Source organism: Lysinibacillus sp. 54212, from assembly GCF_036662795.1.
Taxonomy (GTDB): domain Bacteria; phylum Bacillota; class Bacilli; order Bacillales_A; family Planococcaceae; genus Lysinibacillus_B.
Genome location: NZ_JBAFWZ010000006.1, coordinates 32,014 through 50,329, shown reverse-complemented (window position 1 = coordinate 50,329; position 18,316 = coordinate 32,014). Strand labels below are relative to the sequence as shown.

Annotated in this window: 22 protein-coding genes; 2 read left to right on the top strand and 20 right to left on the bottom strand. The window is 39.0% G+C overall.

Annotated elements, in window-relative coordinates:
• Positions 1-283 precede the first annotated feature (283 nt).
• Complete coding sequence (locus V4T18_RS05795) at positions 284-652, top strand: rhodanese-like domain-containing protein (protein ID WP_332647521.1); 369 nt, start codon at positions 284-286, stop codon at positions 650-652.
• 183 nt (positions 653-835) lie between these two features.
• On the top strand, positions 836-1,141 hold the full coding sequence (locus V4T18_RS05790) for a monooxygenase (RefSeq protein ID WP_332647518.1): 306 nt from the start codon (positions 836-838) through the stop codon (positions 1,139-1,141).
• Positions 1,142-1,281: 140 nt separating this feature from the next.
• Here V4T18_RS05790 and rsgA read toward each other — a convergent pair whose 3' ends face one another.
• The 20 genes from rsgA to V4T18_RS05690 form a co-directional block, all read right to left on the bottom strand.
• Positions 1,282-2,337, bottom strand: a complete 1,056-nt coding sequence (gene rsgA / locus V4T18_RS05785; RefSeq protein WP_332647515.1) for a ribosome small subunit-dependent GTPase A — start codon at positions 2,335-2,337, stop codon at positions 1,282-1,284.
• A gap of 247 nt (positions 2,338-2,584) precedes the next feature.
• Positions 2,585-3,712, bottom strand: coding sequence for a GerAB/ArcD/ProY family transporter (locus tag V4T18_RS05780; protein ID WP_332647513.1), 1,128 nt, complete (start codon positions 3,710-3,712; stop codon positions 2,585-2,587).
• A gap of 103 nt (positions 3,713-3,815) precedes the next feature.
• Positions 3,816-4,046 carry a hypothetical protein gene (locus V4T18_RS05775; RefSeq protein WP_332647512.1) on the bottom strand — a complete coding sequence of 77 codons (231 nt, stop codon included), beginning with the start codon at positions 4,044-4,046 and terminating at the stop codon, positions 3,816-3,818.
• 6 nt (positions 4,047-4,052) lie between these two features.
• Entirely contained in the window at positions 4,053-5,249 is a 1,197-nt protein-coding gene (locus V4T18_RS05770) for a Ger(x)C family spore germination protein (protein ID WP_332647510.1), read from the bottom strand.
• Positions 5,250-5,267: 18 nt separating this feature from the next.
• Positions 5,268-6,815 carry a spore germination protein gene (locus V4T18_RS05765; protein WP_332647509.1) on the bottom strand — a complete coding sequence of 516 codons (1,548 nt, stop codon included), beginning with the start codon at positions 6,813-6,815 and terminating at the stop codon, positions 5,268-5,270.
• A gap of 164 nt (positions 6,816-6,979) precedes the next feature.
• Entirely contained in the window at positions 6,980-7,264 is a 285-nt protein-coding gene (locus V4T18_RS05760; RefSeq protein WP_332647787.1) for a hypothetical protein, read from the bottom strand.
• Complete coding sequence (locus V4T18_RS05755) at positions 7,168-7,467, bottom strand: RNA polymerase sigma factor (protein ID WP_332647506.1); 300 nt, start codon at positions 7,465-7,467, stop codon at positions 7,168-7,170. The genes V4T18_RS05760 and V4T18_RS05755 overlap by 97 nt, the downstream gene beginning before the upstream one ends.
• A gap of 108 nt (positions 7,468-7,575) precedes the next feature.
• Positions 7,576-8,133, bottom strand: a complete 558-nt coding sequence (locus V4T18_RS05750; protein ID WP_332647504.1) for a GNAT family N-acetyltransferase — start codon at positions 8,131-8,133, stop codon at positions 7,576-7,578.
• 75 nt (positions 8,134-8,208) lie between these two features.
• Positions 8,209-10,206 (bottom strand): methyl-accepting chemotaxis protein, encoded by a 1,998-nt coding sequence (locus V4T18_RS05745; protein ID WP_332647502.1) that lies wholly within the window; start codon positions 10,204-10,206, stop codon positions 8,209-8,211.
• Positions 10,207-10,394: 188 nt separating this feature from the next.
• Positions 10,395-11,210 carry a metallophosphoesterase gene (locus V4T18_RS05740; protein ID WP_332647499.1) on the bottom strand — a complete coding sequence of 272 codons (816 nt, stop codon included), beginning with the start codon at positions 11,208-11,210 and terminating at the stop codon, positions 10,395-10,397.
• Positions 11,211-11,254: 44 nt separating this feature from the next.
• A complete protein-coding gene (locus V4T18_RS05735; protein WP_332647497.1) occupies positions 11,255-11,941 on the bottom strand; it encodes a hypothetical protein in 687 nt (228 codons plus the stop codon).
• The gene (locus V4T18_RS05730) at positions 11,938-12,666 is read right to left on the bottom strand and encodes a hypothetical protein (protein ID WP_332647496.1); all 729 of its coding nucleotides are present in this window, start codon (positions 12,664-12,666) and stop codon (positions 11,938-11,940) included. Before V4T18_RS05730 ends, V4T18_RS05735 begins: the two co-directional genes overlap by 4 nt.
• Positions 12,635-13,534, bottom strand: a complete 900-nt coding sequence (locus V4T18_RS05725; protein WP_332647493.1) for an ABC transporter ATP-binding protein — start codon at positions 13,532-13,534, stop codon at positions 12,635-12,637. Before V4T18_RS05725 ends, V4T18_RS05730 begins: the two co-directional genes overlap by 32 nt.
• Positions 13,531-13,911: a GntR family transcriptional regulator gene (locus V4T18_RS05720; protein ID WP_332647490.1), complete on the bottom strand. Its 381-nt coding sequence runs from the start codon at positions 13,909-13,911 to the stop codon at positions 13,531-13,533. The genes V4T18_RS05725 and V4T18_RS05720 overlap by 4 nt, the downstream gene beginning before the upstream one ends.
• Before the next feature lie 261 nt (positions 13,912-14,172).
• Positions 14,173-15,111, bottom strand: a complete 939-nt coding sequence (locus V4T18_RS05715; protein WP_332647488.1) for a nuclease-related domain-containing protein — start codon at positions 15,109-15,111, stop codon at positions 14,173-14,175.
• A gap of 193 nt (positions 15,112-15,304) precedes the next feature.
• Positions 15,305-15,742, bottom strand: coding sequence for a Na+/H+ antiporter subunit G (locus tag V4T18_RS05710; RefSeq protein ID WP_332647486.1), 438 nt, complete (start codon positions 15,740-15,742; stop codon positions 15,305-15,307).
• Positions 15,720-16,004 carry a Na(+)/H(+) antiporter subunit F1 gene (locus tag V4T18_RS05705; protein WP_332647483.1) on the bottom strand — a complete coding sequence of 95 codons (285 nt, stop codon included), beginning with the start codon at positions 16,002-16,004 and terminating at the stop codon, positions 15,720-15,722. Before V4T18_RS05705 ends, V4T18_RS05710 begins: the two co-directional genes overlap by 23 nt.
• Entirely contained in the window at positions 16,001-16,486 is a 486-nt protein-coding gene (locus V4T18_RS05700) for a Na+/H+ antiporter subunit E (protein ID WP_332647481.1), read from the bottom strand. The genes V4T18_RS05705 and V4T18_RS05700 overlap by 4 nt, the downstream gene beginning before the upstream one ends.
• A 14-nt stretch (positions 16,487-16,500) precedes the next feature.
• A complete protein-coding gene (locus V4T18_RS05695) occupies positions 16,501-17,985 on the bottom strand; it encodes a Na+/H+ antiporter subunit D (protein ID WP_332647479.1) in 1,485 nt (494 codons plus the stop codon).
• Complete coding sequence (locus V4T18_RS05690; RefSeq protein ID WP_332647476.1) at positions 17,978-18,316, bottom strand: Na(+)/H(+) antiporter subunit C; 339 nt, start codon at positions 18,314-18,316, stop codon at positions 17,978-17,980. Before V4T18_RS05690 ends, V4T18_RS05695 begins: the two co-directional genes overlap by 8 nt.

Sequence of the window (18,316 nt, the reverse complement as noted above, 5' to 3'; positions counted from 1 at the left end):
CATTCTTGCATTTTTATTTTGAGTTGGTTGGTTACTAGCCACTTTTTGAAATTTACTAGCCGTTTTTTCGAAAATACTAGCCATTTTTTGAAATTTACTAGCCAATGTTGAAATTCACCAATTATTTAGTAGCCATTAATGAATAATACTCGCCACATCCCTTTCATATTCGCCGAATGTCTAGCCCCCACTCTAGTAAATTAGGAAAACTTTACAACACACTAGAAACCCCTTATAATATACCCACACAGGTATATAACACACCCATATCGGAGGAAGAAAAATGAAAAAACTATTCGTTCCACTTATTACGATTTTAATTCTTACTCTTGCCGCATGTTCCAGTGACAAATCCAGCTATGAAACAATTCCATTAACAGACGTAACTAAAAAAGCTGAGCAAGGCTATATTATACTCGATGTACGTGAGGAAAATGAATTTGCAGAAGGGCATATCCCAAATGCTCAAAATAAGCCACTCTCCCAGTTACAGCAGGATGACTTCGAGCAGCTTTCAAAAGAAGAGAAGTATGTGGTTATTTGTCGAAGCGGTAACCGTTCACAAACGGCAAGCGAGATTTTAGAGGCTGAAGGCTATGAGGTCGTCAATGTGGCAGAAGGCATGAGTACTTGGACAGGCGAAATAGAATAAATATTAAAAGACTTGATTTCGCCAAATCAAGTCTTTTTTTATGCCATAGTCTCTCCTCCTCTTTCAAGCATCCACTTCAACTAATCATCGTATATAAAATGCTAAAAGGAGGATTTACAGTAATAGTCAGCATACTTTCCGCCATTTAGTAAAGAATACGACAGTAAAGGTGGTGTTAATAGGATGGCATTTATACTTCAAGTAGATTTTCCTATGGATGGTCCTTTTGGTGATGATTTGTCACATAGCTTTGCCGAATTAGCCAATAGCATTAACGAGGAGCCAGGAATGGTATGGAAAATATGGACTGAAAACGCGGAAGCAAAGGAAGCTGGTGGCATTTATTTATTTCAAACAAAGGAGGATGCAGTAGCTTATCTTGAAATGCATACGGCTCGTTTAAATAGCTTTGGTACAAAAAATATTCGTGGAAAAATCTTTGCTATTAATGAGGCCCTTACAAAAATTAATAACGGGCCAGTAACCTAGATTGCCCCTTAGTGAACATAGTACCTTGCCGTTAACGAACACAACACGTAAGTACGAAGAGCATATTAAACGAATGCGGGCGCTATTAGACAATTCGCGCCCTCCCCCTCCTATTCACCCTATTCCAATTGAATTACATACTACTTTCCTTTACGCTTTATCCCCTTAGATACCTTTTTCTGCTTTCGTTTTTCCTCTAGCTTTGATTGTGCCTTTAATTTTCTTTCTAAAAAGGCAGCCTCCTTTCCTAATTTAAAATAATTTAGCAGCCGAGCGAGTTCGAGTGTCCCATCTGAAATGGCACGTTGAACAGCACAATGCGGTTCATTTTGATGTGTACAATCTCGGAAGCGACAATGCTCTGCTAGCCTTTCAATATCCCGAAAACTCGCTCCTATGTTCTCTCCCTGATCCCATAGCTGAAGTTCACGCATACCTGGCGTATCAATTAAGCAGCCGCCACTTGGTAGTAGGACGAGCTCACGATGTGTCGTTGTGTGACGTCCTTTAGCATCGTCTTCTCGAATTTCTGATATTTCCATTTTTCTTTCCATTGTTAAAGCATTGGTGATTGACGATTTCCCTACTCCCGAAGAACCGAGCAAAGCCCCAGTCTTCCCTTCCTTCAACATCATTTGAAGCGCCTCGATTCCTTCGCCGGTCACCGTACTTGTGACAAAGTAATCGACCCCTGGGGCATTCCGTTCAATTTCATTTCGATAAAAAGTTCTGTCCTCACATAAATCTGCCTTTGTGAGCACAATGATTGGCTTTGCACCAGAATCCCATGCCGCAGTTAAATAGCGCTCTAAGCGACGAATATTAAAATCCTGATTCATACTCATTACTAAAAATACAATATCCACATTTGCCGCGACAATTTGTTGCTGGATTTCAAGTCCCGCAACCTTTCGAACAAAAGCAGATTTTCTTTTTAACAGCTTATGAATAATTGCCTTTTGTTCACCAGGCATTTTTTCTACTATAACCCAATCGCCAATAGCTGGATAATCAAATCTACCTGTAGCACTATAAGAGAAATTCCCTGACACCGTCGCTAGCCACTCGCCTTGTTCTCCTGCGACACGATACGAATGTTTATGCTCTAAAACAACACGTGCGGCGCTATAGTCCTTTTTCTCATCTACTATCTGTTCTTTAAAAAATTCTGAAAAGCCTAAGTTAATTAAGTTCAATCCTGATTCCTCCTGATTTATTGCATAATAAAAAGCCTTATAAGCTGCAATTGTCGCAGTTACAAGGCTTCATACGCATGTTCAAGAGAATATACCGTCAACCGATACATTTTAGGCGTGTGAAATTGAACTGTTCGAATTGCAGTACGTCTATTACAATCACGTTCATCATTACACATCACCTTCTTTCCATTAATTACATTCACTATATCCTTGCTAACGAGGATATGTCAAATAAATATCCGTGCTACTCTTTCTTTGTTTCGGCAATGCCGCTAGCATCATTGCCGTTTAATTTACGGAATTTCATTACTATAAGTAATAATAGAGGGACAAAAATAGCAAAAACAGTTATATATAGCGGCCAGGTTTCTTTATTATATTGATTTGAGTGTACAATATTTGGATGAATAATTTGAGAGAGGGCGATAGAAATCATCCCGAGTGGTAATATTAGAGGGCGATGATCTTTTATTTTTAGTATCTCCCCTAACCCTTTTACAGATGCATAAAAATACACAAATGCTCTTACAAATATAGTGATTGCCCACATAAATGCCATAATAATTTCAATGCGTTGCAAAAAGTTCCCTACCGAAATTTTTTGTGCTAATGCATAACTAGGGAAAGTCCTGAGCGATGTATTGTTTGGACCTAAAATCAAAATACATAGCGCTATAATTATGGTTAATACCATACCACCCACGATCGTACCGATATAAAATCCTTTTTGAGCAGATTCTTGCACATTGACAGCAGATGGATAAATCATTAATAGCACGACTAATGGGAATGAAAATAACCCCATAAAATAAAAAATATTATATAGAAGTGGCTTAGGTGAAACCTCAAATACTGGTTGAATATTATGAATGTCGATTTGCGGTGAAATAAACAGAACAAAAGTAATAAATATTATAATGAAAAATGGAAATAGTATTTCGAGTGAACGTGCAAACACTTCTATTCCTAAATAAGCAGCGAAAAAAATAATGATGCCAAAAAGAGTAGCAAACGCAGCGCTTGGTGTCTCAATCATAACTTCCGTTTGTAAAAAGTTCCCTATAAAATAAAATAATTCACCAGATGAGAGCAAAGTCAATATAATAAAACCTATCGAAACGAACTTCCCTATAAATTTTCCAAGTATTTTTTCATTCATTTCTACAAAGCTTACGTTAGGCATGTTCTTTCCTAAAAAAATATATAGTTTGACCAATAACAAACTTAACATCGTACCTAGCAGGGCTACTATCCACGCATCTTGTTGTACATCTAGTGCGATGCTTGCAGGGATAATTAATATACTCGTACCAACAGTATAGAAAAGGACCATGATTGTAAATTGACGTGAACTAATCACTTGTTCTTCCATAAATTTACCTCTCTAATTTTTTCATGTAACATCAAAAACGAATGACAACAAACTTGTTTAAAGTCGTGAGTCTAAAGCAGCTATAGTGAAACGCAATTTATTTCTATAACATTCCCTTCAAAAACTCACTAATCGGTTTAAAAAACACTATAATCACATCTAGAGGATTATTAATTTTGACATTTAAACTAAGTGCAATATTTAAAGCAGTCCCCACAATCAGTAATAGAGAAAAAGTCCAGATAGTTTTACGGTCCCCGTCTTTTATTAGCTTAGGCAGAATCGTATATACAATAACCCCTGAAATAATTAAGATTCCTAAAGCAATAAACATTTCATCTTACTCCTTTTGTTCCTCTACGTTTGAGTTTTGTAAAGTAGAAAACCCATGTGTAATTACGTTGACCTCTACATCTACTTGTAACTCTGGAAAAAGCGCTGACCAATCATCCTTAATATGATGCCATTCACGAGCATTTGCACGATGAATAGCCGCACCATACTCTAAAATGTCTACTTCATATTCTTTTTGAAGGGTATGAAGTAAATGTTCTATTCGGGTTTTAATTAAATCGGCTGTTTTTTCATTAATAGTATGGAGGGTTTGTTCGTCATTTAAATGAATATCACAGTGTACTTCAGCCACATTTTGATCAACATCAATTTGAACGCGGATTTTAGGAATCCCATTTTCTATCTTTCCATCCGTTTTCGCTTTAGACGTTATTATTTCAGTAGTTAACTGCCCTTCCCCCGGACAGGATACGATTTCAATCGTGCTTTCAATTTGATCAGTTAGAAAATTATAGCTCCTGCTTTCCTCTTCACTTAAAAAACCGATTAACTTGTCATGTTTAAATAAGGCTAATCCTGTAAATTGTAATATGGCAGGTGTTTCAATTCTGTTAACATTTGTTTGATCAATCCCCAATCGCGGATCCCCATGTATATCAACTTTTGATAAAACATAACTTTTATTATCGCTATTTAACTTATTTATTAATTCATCGACATCTACTTGTCGTGTCGATCCCCATGCATCTTGTGAAATTTGAATGGAATTTAACATTTTATTCGCAGGTATTTTTTCAATGGGCGTCAATACATTTAAGACATCTTTGGCTGTAGTCTGTTGCGCGACAATAATATCAAAGTCATTTCGAATCTCATTGTCTCTCCCTAAAAAATCGATTGTATAACCTAACCCTTCCTTCGCTAAATCCTCCCCAACTACAAGTATTTGAAGATGAGCAAAATAAGGTTTTCGAGGAGAGAGTGTCGTTATTTTTCTAATCGCTTCAAATAAGGTTTTCCCCTTTGAATGGTAAGTTACGACAGGTGTACGTCCGCTAGAAGGATGACTAGCAGAAACCTCGCTAGGGTCGACTACTTGAATCGATATGGCATATTCATCGTCTATTTTGTCCACACCTATTGCAACGACAATGGCAAGCTCATTTAATTCTCGTTTACTCCAGCAACCACTTAACAAAAGAACAACTGTTAGTAGTAACATCAGTGTGATTAATTTTTTCATTCTAGTCCCTCTTTTTACTCAATGTACATTTCTTTTCATCTTGTCTGGATGCTTCCTTCCTCGTACATTATTCCTTTGACTAATTAATCGTGGGCGAGTTAACAAAGCGTTTCGTGGAAACAAAATTAAAGCATCCTTTTGCCCTTTTAAAATTAACGGAGCAAATGGACTCATATAAGGTACACCAAAAGAGCGCAAACTACATAGATGAAGAATGATGATCATAACGCCAGCCATCAGCCCGACTAGCCCAAACATTCCTGATAGTATCATTAATGGAAAACGCAACACACGTACCGCATTAGACAGTCCATAAGCGGGGAAAAGAAAGCTACAAATCGCTGTGAGTGCAACTATAATAACCATTACAGCAGAGATAATACCAGCCTGAACGGCAGCTTGACCAATGACTAACGTACCCACAATGGATATAGCAGGACCGATCATTCTCGGCATGCGGATGCCAGCTTCCCTCAGTATTTCAAAGGCAATTTCCATAATGAGTGCCTCTATAAAAGCCGGAAATGGAACACCCTCTCGTTGCGAATAAATACTAATTAACAATGGTGTTGGCAACATTTCTTGATGAAAAGTAGTAATGGCAATATATAAAGATGGAGCAACTAAGGAAATACTTATTCCGAAAAACCTGACGAGCCGAATAAAGGAACTAACAATCGCATTGTGGTAATAATCCTCTGCTGACTGTAAAAAAGAGACAAATAAAGCAGGGACGATTAGAACAAAGGGAGTACCATCTACTAAAATAGCAATCCTTCCTTCCAACAATTCACCTGCTATAACATCTGGACGCTCCGAATTATAAACTGTCGGAAATATACTGAATTTTGAATCCCGAATCATGTCTTCAATATAGTGGCTTTCCAAAATGCCATCAATCTCAATGCGATCTAAACGATCAAGTACTTCTTGCACGATTTTGTCGTTAGCAATGCCATTTATATACATGACAGCAATATCCGTTTTCGTCTCTTCACCAATCACTCTAGATTCTATCCAAAGATTGGGACTTTTAATTTTACGTCGAATTAAGGCTGTGTTTGTACGAAGTGTTTCAGTGAATGCTTCTCTCGGTCCCCTAATAACGGACTCCGTAACCGGATCCGAAATAGCCCTATCTTTTGCACCTTTAGTACTTGCTGCAATTCCCTCCGTTAGTCCATCAAATAAGATGATGGTATCTCCATTTAATAGTGTGTTATACAATGTTGGAAAATCGATTACATCTTTCACATCACCAACGGATAAAAGATGGTCCTTTAAATATTGAATCGTATCTAAAGATTCTTTATCACTGTTTTTCCTTGGATCAGGGGCAAGCGATTCTAAAATAGTATCAGTGATTATTGTTTCATTTGCTAACCCATCTATATGGATAATGGCAATATATTGTTCACTAAATTTACCAATAGACATTTTGCGAATAATTATGTCGTTACTGTTACCTAGTGTTTTTTTTATTAATTTTAAATTCTCAGCTAGGGATACACATAAAGGAGTTTTAGGAGCTGATTCAGATGTGTTAGCATTCTCTATTTCATCCATTTCATTTCCCCTCCTACTAATAGTGTTTTTAGACTATTGAAAGGATTGACGAATTTATAGCTAAATAAACCAAATTTAAAATTATAATTTTGTATGAAATAAAATTCATAACGAGAAAAACTCGCCTACTAGAGACGAGTCCATCCTTTCAATCAATATGTCTTTTACCTTATCAACTCAAGCTTATCCGTTGTGGTGAACCTATACTGCTTTTTTAGTTCTTCTTTGCTATCTGAATACGTCACAGTTGGAACCTTCCCCTCATAGTGAATGGAGACAAGCGGCGTTACCCAGTCTTGTTTGCTAAAAGCATTTTTTAATAGCGCTGTTTGCATTCTGTCGTCTTCGATTTTTACGAGCGTTCCAAACGGGTCATTGAATAAGATTTCATCGCGTCCGTCGCCATTAACATCCATAATAGGTGTGTTTTCTGCATTGAAAACCTCCATAAACTAATAGCCATTCTCACGCTCACTATAGTATTATAATTTGACTCACCACGAAAATGGTCACGCTTCTCGAAGGCTTTTAAGAGCACATCTTGAACAATATCCTCTGCCATTTGCTTATTTTTCACGTAAATAAATGCTAAACGGAGAAGCTCTTCCGCATAAGTTCGAATCAGTATTTCAAAGCTTTGTTTCTCCTTCATTTCCCCCTCCCCTTCTTGTGAAATTTTCTATTAGACGGAACCCCCTGGAAAATAGTTTCAGTTTTCATCGTAAAAAAACTCGCCTATACAAGACGAGTTCATTCCTTGCTATTTATTTTTCGCTTTCTCTAGCCATTCTTTTCGGAGCATGCCATAAATAACATGATCTACATAATGATCATAGAGCCATTCATTACTTCGAACGATACCCTCCTGTTGAAACCCCAGTCGCTCTGGAATGGCACGGCTTTTCAGATTACCCTCTGCCACATGGATTTCAACCTTATGTAAATCGTATTCCTCGAAAGCAAGTGTAACCATTGCCTTCGTTGCTCGCGTCATAATGCCCTTTCCTTGATAGGCCTCATCGAGCATATAACCAATATAGGTTGTTTTATTAGCATAATTAATAGAATTTAAACCAATCTTACCAACGATTTTTCCCTGATATACAATCGCCGTATCGAGTGCCTCATAATTCGCATATTTTTTTAAATTCATATCGATAAAATTTCTCGTTACGGTGTTGTCTGTTGAAGCATCTACCCAGCCGAGCCACTGCCGAAAATGCTCACGCCCTCTGTCAATCATTTCAAAAATCTCATCCGCATCCTTTCTAGTGACGAGCTTTAAGCTTAACTCTTCATCAATCTTGTAATAAAACATCCGTATGCCCCCTTTAATCGAGTGTTATAAAAAGACACGAGTGTAGTACTCGTGTCGTATGCATCATCCTATTTTCTATAATTTAAACTGACTAACAGCAATTCGTAGCGCTTTAGCCATCTCTGATAATTCTGTTGCCTGATTGCTCATCTCTTCAACTGTATCGTGCTGAGCAGCTGTTGATTTCGTTACCTCGTGAATATATTCGGAAGATGAGGTAGCTGTAGCAGACATTTCCTCCATCGATGCTGTCACCTCTTCCGTATTTGCGCTCATTTGTTGAGCAGAGGCACTTAACTGTTCAATTTGACGTGTAATGTTTTTGACAGATTCCACAATATCCCCGAAGCGTTGTTCTAACGAATCTATTGTCTGAAGCCCCTTCATCACATTTTCTTCACCAGATTCTGCCGCTTTTACAACCTGCCCCGTGTATCCTTGTACATTTTGGATTAATGTATTAATTTTTGAGGCAGATTCTGCCGTTTGCTCTGATAGCTTACGAACCTCGTCCGCCACAACGGCAAAGCCTTTACCTGCTTCGCCGGCACGAGCTGCCTCAATCGATGCATTTAAAGCTAATAGGTTTGTTTGATCCGAAATATCCGTGATCATATTGGAGATTAATCCGATTTCATTAGACTCCGCTTCTAGCTTATGAATGACTTCCAGCTCTGTTTCTGTGCCACTTTGAATCGCCGTCATTTGCCTAATAGAATCCTGTACAGCCTGATGACCGTTATTAATTTGCTCCTCGATCGTTTGTGTATGCTCTGCGACAGTGCTTGCAACTTCTGCTACCTGCTGTATTCCTACAGCCATTTGTTCCATTGCCATCGCACCTTCATCTGCCATTTTTGCTTGAGTTACGGACCCACGCTCCACTTCAGCTATAGCATTTGTAATCGTATCGGTCATGCTCGTTACTTTATTTACATCTTCTATTAATTCACAGGATGCATCATTCACGGCGTCGGAGCTTTTATTTACTTGCTTAATCATGTCCCGCATACTGCCAACTGTTTTCGACAGAGAACGGGCCAGTATACCTAGTTCATCCTGACGTTTACGATATGTTTTTGGTACCTCGTGCGTGAAATCGCCCTTTGCTAAATGTTCACTCATTTGAACGAGTTCCTTGATCGGACGGCTAAGTGAACGCGTGACGAATAAGGCAAAGCCAAGCCCAATAATAAGCATTACAACGGTTGAAATAACGAGGTTACGTTTTAATTCATCTAAGCCTGCTAGCATTTCACTTTTCACTGCCGTTACGGCCATTGACCAGCCGTTATCTAGTGTATGGTAGCCAATATATTGATCGTCTCCATTTGAATGCTTAAATTCATAAAAACCGGCTTCATTTGAAAGGATTTCTTCAATAGCCTTTGCCTCTCCTGTCATCTCACCTGTTTCTTTCGCCTGTGCTAGGAAATTAACTTGATTTTTTACATGCTCTGTTTTTTTATGTCCTTGAATCGTTCCATCTTCATTGACGATTAATGCATAGCCTGTTTCCCCTACTGTAATACTCTCTACAACTTCAGAAAACATATAGCCATCTAATCTTGCAATTAATAATGCATTCTCACCCGTTCTAGTGTTAATCGGGGTAGCAACCATAATAACCGGTTCATTTGTCACACGGCTAATAATAATATCAGACATAGATGTTTCACCATTGAATGCATTTTTAATATAATCACGGTCCGATAAGTCTGCTGTTGTTCCGTCAGAATAATGCGAAGTTCCACTTTCATCGACAATACCGAAAGCTAAATAATCCTCGCTTCCTTCAATACGTTTATTTAAAAATGAGAATTGCTGCTGGGAATCCATACTTTGAACTACACTTTGCTCTGCAATCCCCTCGATTTCAATATATGTACGTTTAAAAAATTCCTCTATGTAATGCGAGACATCCTCAGCCTTCCAAACTAAGTTCGTTTCAACCTGTTCCTTCAATGCTTTTGAGCTGTTAAAATAACTAAATATCCCTAAAGAGATACATGTTATAAAAAGTAATGCAATAATTGATGCAGTTAATTTGACACCTATACTTTTAATTTTCATAACAACCTCCGTCTTTTATTAATTAACTGAATTATCCAAACGACCTATAGGTTCAATCATATAACAAAAGAATCATAATAGTAAACAACATTTACCATAATATCTATGACTTTACTAGCAATTTTTTGTATTTTCGAAACAACAAAGAAGCTGCTCCATTAGAATGAAGCAACTTCATGTACTATTCTTTATTTCGCTACTAGCTCTACGACTACGATTTCCGGTAAATTAAAGAGGCGGAAAGGGAATGTGCTATTTCCTAACCCTCGACTTATAACCAATGTCGTATCCTCAGCTACATGTTTGCCTGCTGTATATTGCGGCAGCAGCCCTTGTCCAGGAGAAAAAAGGCCGCCGATAATTGGAAGACGAATTTGACCTCCATGTGCATGACCTGAAAATACGACGTCGGTAGGATTTTGAGCATATACTGCAAAATCCTCTGGTCGATGGGCGAGTAATAGTGTAAATGTATCTTCTGTCATCGTTTGTGTTGCCTTATCGAGCATTTGCTGCACGTCTAAGCCTGCTAGCGGATCTTCAATACCAACAATCGCTAAACGCTCCCCGTCGCGCTCAATCTCTTGCGATGTATTCGGTAAAATATGTACGCCTAGCTTCTCGAGTGCCTCGTAAATTTCGTCTACCCTATTTATAGCTACTTCGTGATTTCCGAGTACATAATAAACATCCGCTATTTGAACAAGCCCCTCCACTGCATGCAAGCTATTTTGCAAATCATATCGGTTTTTATCGATGAGATCCCCTGTAATAAAAATTACATCGGGATCCGTAGCTCGTACCTTTTCAATAAGCTTCGATTGTTTGTCGCCAAAAGTAGCATCATGCAAATCACTAATTTGTACTATTCGATAGCCATCAAAGGCTTGCGGAATCCGTTCAGACGAAATCGTTTCTTCTGTTACGACAAGCCAGTGATTATTCCAATATAAAAAGGCATAGCCTGCTACAAAGACAAAAAGTACATACACTAATTTTTTCACATCTACCGCTCAATTCTAAATCGATTTTTGTGTTACTCATTACATTAATCAATAATATGCACATCTTTCGGGATATTCAAGTAAAGAACCTGCCTTCCATAATCCCGATCGCGAAGACTCATCATTTCATATCGATAATACTTAAAGTCCATGATTTCCATTTCAGGCATTACCTGATAAAACTGTAATTCAACCCCATCTCCCCTTGTCACTGAAAGAGTATCTTGCTCAAATGATACTATTGGAGTTTTCACATATTTCGTAACGTCCATCCCTCGAATGATGTGCGGTGTTCTATAGTAGGTTACATATATAGCGCGACCTTCTTCTTCACTTCGCTGCACCACAAATTCGGATGAATATTCCGACTTTTCACTTGAATTTTCGATTGTGATTGAATCACCCTGTAATTCGTACTCCCAAGTTTCCACAACATATTTTTCATCAATATCAGTATAGATAAAATCAGCATACGCTTTATTGATTTGTTCCTCTCCCTTACTTATTTTCATTAGTTCTTCATCGGAAAGTATAGGTAAGGCACTTTGTTGCTGACCCATGGCAACCATTGCTAGAAGGCCCACTAGAATGTATACACTTATAATGACTACCGTAATCTTTGACGAGCTACTCTTCCATTTAACAACCTTCGATAATTGACTTAAAATAAAAAAGATAAAACCAACCAATCCAAGAAAGATCAACAACGGTACAATGAAAGTTAGACTCATACTCTCACATCCTTCCTGTTACGAAGCAGTGTACCTAATCCGTATAAGAAGGTCGCCACCACTATAAACACTAAGGCTAAAATGTAATAATTAGGCTGTATCCCTTGCTCTTTATTCCTTAAAGTCACATCAAGAATAGCAAAAGTGCCCATTTGTATCATAACAATCATAAGCATTGCAGCTAATCCGACGATCCATTTTGACAGATTCGTAAAGGAGCCGATAAAGAACCCCCCTGCGGATGCGAGCACTAATATCGCGAAAAATACAAGAACCGTCGAAAATGACAGCATCGTTTCACCGATAAACGAGCTTCCGTCCCGTAATGCTAAAAAGATATACGTGAAAATATAGAAGGAGCTCATTGCCGTTAATGTACCGACAATACATAAAATAATGAGCATAATAATAGTTGAAATCGAGGCGGTAATCCGATTTGTCACCACACTAAAATTTTCCTTCAGCATCCCGTAGTTAGCATGAATCACACTTAATATAAAAATTACAACCATCGAAAACATTAATAAGCCATCTAAGCTATAAAATATAATTTTCATACTTACTGAAGAACCACCACCATACAATGAACTTGTACCATTAACCGCAAAAATTGATATCATAAGCTGTGCAGCCAGTAAAATGATAAAGTTCGTGCTGTATGCCGCGCATTTCCACTTTACCTGCGCCCATATATTAGACCAGGCTGTCGTATGATTGAAAGACATCATCAATTCCCCCTTCACCGTCACTTGTCAGAACACGGCATATTTCACTAGCTGATACGGGCAATACTTGCACCCCTCGGCTTGAGAGTGCGGCTAGATTTACCATACTCGCCTCTACAATCGCTTCATAGAACGGTGCACCATCTCGTTGTGCTAATATCCCTGCCTCTTTCACATGCTCTAGGATGACAGACTTTTCACCACGGATTTTCACGGCCATCGTTTGCACCGCATCGAGCGAATTATACAGTTCTACAACCCCGCGCTTAATCAGTAACACGTCCTCGATTAAATGCTCCATCTCGGCAAGATAATGGCTCGAAATCATAATCAATCTTGGGTGTGCAATATATTCCTTTAAGATCGCGCGGTAAAAATCAGTTCGAATTGCCTCACCCATGCCATTCATCGGCTCATCCAGTAATGTAACAGCACACCGAGTAGAGAGTGCAAACACTAGTAGCAGGGTTGCATACTGTCCTTTCGATAGCTCCTTTGGATGGGACTTTAACGGGATATTGGCATAAGCCAGTAAACGCTCTGCTAGCTCTCCCTGCCAATTCTGATAAAATAGCTTTCCCTGCTGCAAAATTTGCGAGACCGTAAACGAAGACGAGAATGCCATATGCTCCTCGGTATATATCGTATTTGTGGAAACATATAGGCTGTTGAATGGTTTCTCGCCTAGTACTTCAATGGTTCCGCCAGTCGGCTTTTGATGTCCCGCCAAGAGCTTCATCAACGTAGACTTACCCGCACCGTTCCGACCGATCAATGCGATTATTTTGGGCTCCTCGATTTGGAATGAAATATTATGCAGGGCGTACTTTTTGCGGTATTTTTTCACAACTTGCTCACAACAGATCATTCTACTTCCCCCTTTTGCTGTACCTGTTTAATCAGGGCTATTAGCTCCTCATCAGATACGGCTAACCTTCGTGCCTCCTGGACAATTCCCTCTACAAGCTGTGTCAATGTATGTGTGCGTCTAGTCGCTAAAATTTTCTCTTTTGCATTCTCTACTACAAACATACCTAGTCCCCTTTTTTTGTACAGGATGTTTTGCTCCAGTAATATCGTTAATCCCTTCCCAGCTGTTGCTGGATTAATATTGAACATTTCTGCTAGCTGATATTGTGAATACACCTTCCCATCATCGACAAGCCGATGGGCAAGAATTTCATTTTCAAGCCATTCCGCAATTTGAATATAAATCGGTGTTTGGCTATGTGGATTGAGACTCAATTTCCCGCCCCCTTTGTATAGTATATGTCACGACTCTTAGTGCATTACTGTTGTAATGTACTATATAAAATACGGTTGTATTTGTCAAATGTTGGTCGTTTAGTTTTAATTGGGCACTTATAGGTGGGAATTGGGCTGAAACGAGATAGGATTGGGCACTTCTACAATAGAATTGGGCGCTTTCCCCACTGATTTGGGCAGAAAGTCAAAACAACACCAAAAAAAGCCCCACTTTTATTAAAGAGGGGCTGCACCATAATACTATTTCCAATTCCATTTATAAACTGTTCCTTTTGTTGTGCCAATTTCTATCACATCACAGCTTTTTAATAAGCGTTTAGCTAAATAGCGATCATCTATTTGCAAGAATTCTCTACATTCCCGATTGGTCATCGTTTCTTTAAGCAACACAAACCATTCCTGAATCGCTACCTTATGCGCCTCCTTGTCATAATTGTCACAACGATTGCAAATCCAGCCTCTATGGTAACGAGTCATACCGATACGATTACATTGCAAACAGCGAATACCAAATAGTAATTCGGTAGAACGAATATTCCACCTTGGGGCAATCGGAAAAGGAACATACATCGCTCTCTTACTTTCATGCTTAATCATTGCTATTAATGAAGAAAGTTCCGTATCATGTAAAGCGACCCGCTCATACGATTCCCAAACTTTCAGTACAAAAGTTGGGACAGATTTTACAAAGAGTGACTGTGTAGATTTCGGACTTTTTATCATATTTGGTAGCGAGCCCGTTGTCCACACGATGGCTCCAAAAACCGGGATATCATATCCTCTCGCGATTAGCCACTCCTGTAATAGCCACTTATTTCGTGCTACTTGCACTTCAGGACTTTCAAAAACGTCAACCGTCCCGTTCTCCCTCACTCGAATTAACCAATCGGGATTTTCATCAAAGGACAATTGCCCACTAATGTTTTTACTCTCTAATACTAGTAAAAATTTTGGTGACACGAGCAAACAGTCGATTTGAAAATAGGCATGGGACGTTAAGTTCACATTAAATAATACCTTGTATGGAAAAGGCAATGTGTATTTATTAAATATCTCTTCTAATCGTTGTTCACCCGCCGTACCTGCCAACAATGCATGCACTTTCCCTTCAATATTACCCTTTAGCTCCTCGTTCACTACTCTCAGCCCAAGCATCTTTAATCCATCATAATACTGCACACCCCATTTTCCTCCCCCTTCAAATTATTCACAGCTTATCCCCGGGCACCGAGTTCTCCACAGTGTTATCCTCAAAAAGCAATGATGTCCACAGAGGAAAACTCGTTTTTTGCTGAAAAATGAAAAAAGTTATCCCCAAAAGAAAAAAAGTGCCTACTTTTAAAAAAGTAAGCACCTCTATCCATGTGGATAACTAATTGTCGCTACGTTCATTATCCTCGATTCCCAAGCTCTCTTCAATAGTTCGATTTGATTTTTCCGTGTTTTCTTGCTTCCCACTATCGCCAAACAATACTGGTCTTAAAGCATCATCCCCAGAGCCCTCTGCTAATGGAACACCCGCACGGTATGCCGCTCGACAAACGAGGTGACCGGCAACAGGCGCTGTAATAAAGACGAAGATAATGCCTAAAATAAGTCGTATACTTACAAATCCATCATGGCTCCAAAAATACATAAAAGCGCCTAACAAACAAGTGAGCACCGATAATGTGGCACTTTTTGTAGCGGCATGTGAGCGCGTATAAACATCCGGCAGTCGTATCAAGCCAAATGCACTAATTACACTAATGATAGAACCGAACAATATTAGCAATACGGCAATCCACTCAACGACTTGATTTCCGCTCAACAATAACGCCCCTTTCAATATATTTAGAAAAAGCAATCGTTCCGATAAACGCTAGTATTCCTAAAATTAATATCGCCTCTAAAAAAGCCTTTGTTTTTAACACAATGGATACAATCGCTATGGACGAGATTAAATTGACACCAATTGTATCTAGCGCAATCGCCCTATCCGGCATCGATGGCCCCTTTATAACACGATATAATAACAACGCTACTGCAATCATAAATAACATAAGCGAGACTAGTAACACCTTCTCCATCATCCGCGTGTCACCTCCAAAATGGCACGTTCAAATTTGCCAATAGAACGAATTACCTCTTCCTTTGTTTCCTCTAAGTCCATCGCATGAATATAAAACACATCGCCCTCTGGGGATACCTCCATTACTACCGATCCCGGTGTTAACGTTAATAATAATGCCAATGCCGTTACTTCCCAATCACCCTGCAGGCGAGTCTGGTATGTAAAAATACCTGGCTTTATATTTAGTTGTGGCGTAAGCACCTGTTGTAAAACCGACACACTCGACAAGATTAGCTCTTGAATAAATAGAAGGATGAGCTTGAAGATCTTTGCCACTCGCCTTAAATAGAAGCGTGTACCAAAAAAACGATGCATCCCATATAAAATGACGATACCGACTAGAAAGCCTGAGACAAATGTTGAAAAACTTGCATTCGGATCGTCTTTTAATAGAAACCATAGCGCTGCAATAAATAAATTTAAAATAAACTGACCTAACATAGGCTCACCCTCCTTTACTCAGAATCCCCTAAAATAGCATCAATATAAACTGTTGGATTCGCTAATGTGTGTGCCGCATCTTCAACATATGGTGCGATTCCTTCTGCACCAATACCAACACTGATTATAAGAATAGCTAAAAGTCCCATCGAAGCTAGCGCAAGTTTGGGCAGCGGCTTTTGATTATTTTCACTAATAGTCGTTTCACCAAAAAATGACGCTAGTAAAATACGAAGTAACGAATACAGCACAATAATACTTGATGCGAAGCCTAGTGCAAGTAATACGTAGCTTTCCGCTTCAATGGCACCTTGTCCAATTAGTACTTTTCCAATAAAGCCGCTCAGTGGTGGAATACCGGCTAACGCACACATGCAAAGAAAATAAATCCAGCCAAACAACGGATAATTACGTATTAATCCACTCATATTTTTTACAAGGATTTCATCTGTTAGGAACACCATCATCCCGATAACTAAAAACAGCAGTGCCTTCGCCAACATATCATGAATTAAATAATACACCGCACCTGCAAATGCCGTTTCAGTGCCTGCCGCCAGTCCGATTAAAATAAAACCGACCCCAATAATGACATTGTAGGCGGCAATTGTACGGACATCGCGCCCTGATAGCGCCCCCATACAGCCTGCAATAATCGTTGCCCCTGCCATCACACCGATTAACGTATGTGTAACCTCTTGATTCAATGGGAACATGAGTGTAAAGGTACGGAACAATGCATAAATACCGACCTTTGTTAATAAGGCTGCGAATAAGGCTTGAACTACGGTTGGCGGCACACTATAGGAGCCCGGTAGCCAGAAGAATAGGAGTAACCCTGCCTTTAGTGCAAACACAAGTAAAAATAAAATAGATACTGTTGTTAGCACTGGATCTTGTCCAGCTTCTGCCACTCGCTGCGCAATATGTGCCATATTCAATGTTTTTAAAGTGCCATATAGATATGCCAATGCTAAGAGGAACATCCATGAAGCAACAACATTAATAAGTACATATTTTAAAGACTCACGAAGCTGAAATTTTTCCCCACCAAGTGCTACAAGTACATAAGAGGCTAGAAGCATAACCTCGAAGCATACAAACAAATTAAAAATATCCCCTGTCAAAAACGAACCATTTACACCGGCAATTAAAAATAGCACAAATGGATAAAAGAACATCTTTTCATGTTGCTCGCCAATCGTTGCAAATGCATAAAGCAAACAAACTGTCGTCACTACACTTGCTGCTAATACAAGTAATACAGCAAAGGAATCCGCTACAAATAAAATCCCGAAAGGTGGCAGCCATCCACTAAAATCAATTTTTAAAATGCCGTCTATTTGTACATGGCGCAAAAGCACAGCAGAGACCCCAATAATAAATAGCATCGTTAATAAACTAATTACTCGCTGTAGCTTTATATAATCTCGTAAAAATACGAGTAGAATAGCAGTAATAATCGGGATGATTAACGGTAAAACAATCATATTATTCATCGGATGACCCCCTTAACTCGTGGAAATCATCCGTTTCATTTGTTTTATACATACGATAAGCAAGCACGAGTACAAACGCTGTTACAGCGAAGCTAATTACGATAGCCGTTAGAATTAATGCTTGTGGCAGCGCATCTGTATAAGGTCCGTCCGATTGACTAAGCAGCGGAACATCCCCCTTTTTTAATCCCCCCATCGTTAAAATAAGTAAGTGAACGGCATGAGACAATACAGCCGTTCCTAAAATAACGCGAATTACTGTGCGAGAGAGGATTAAATAGGTGGCTACAGAAACGAGAACACCAACTACAATGATCATTAAAGATTCCAT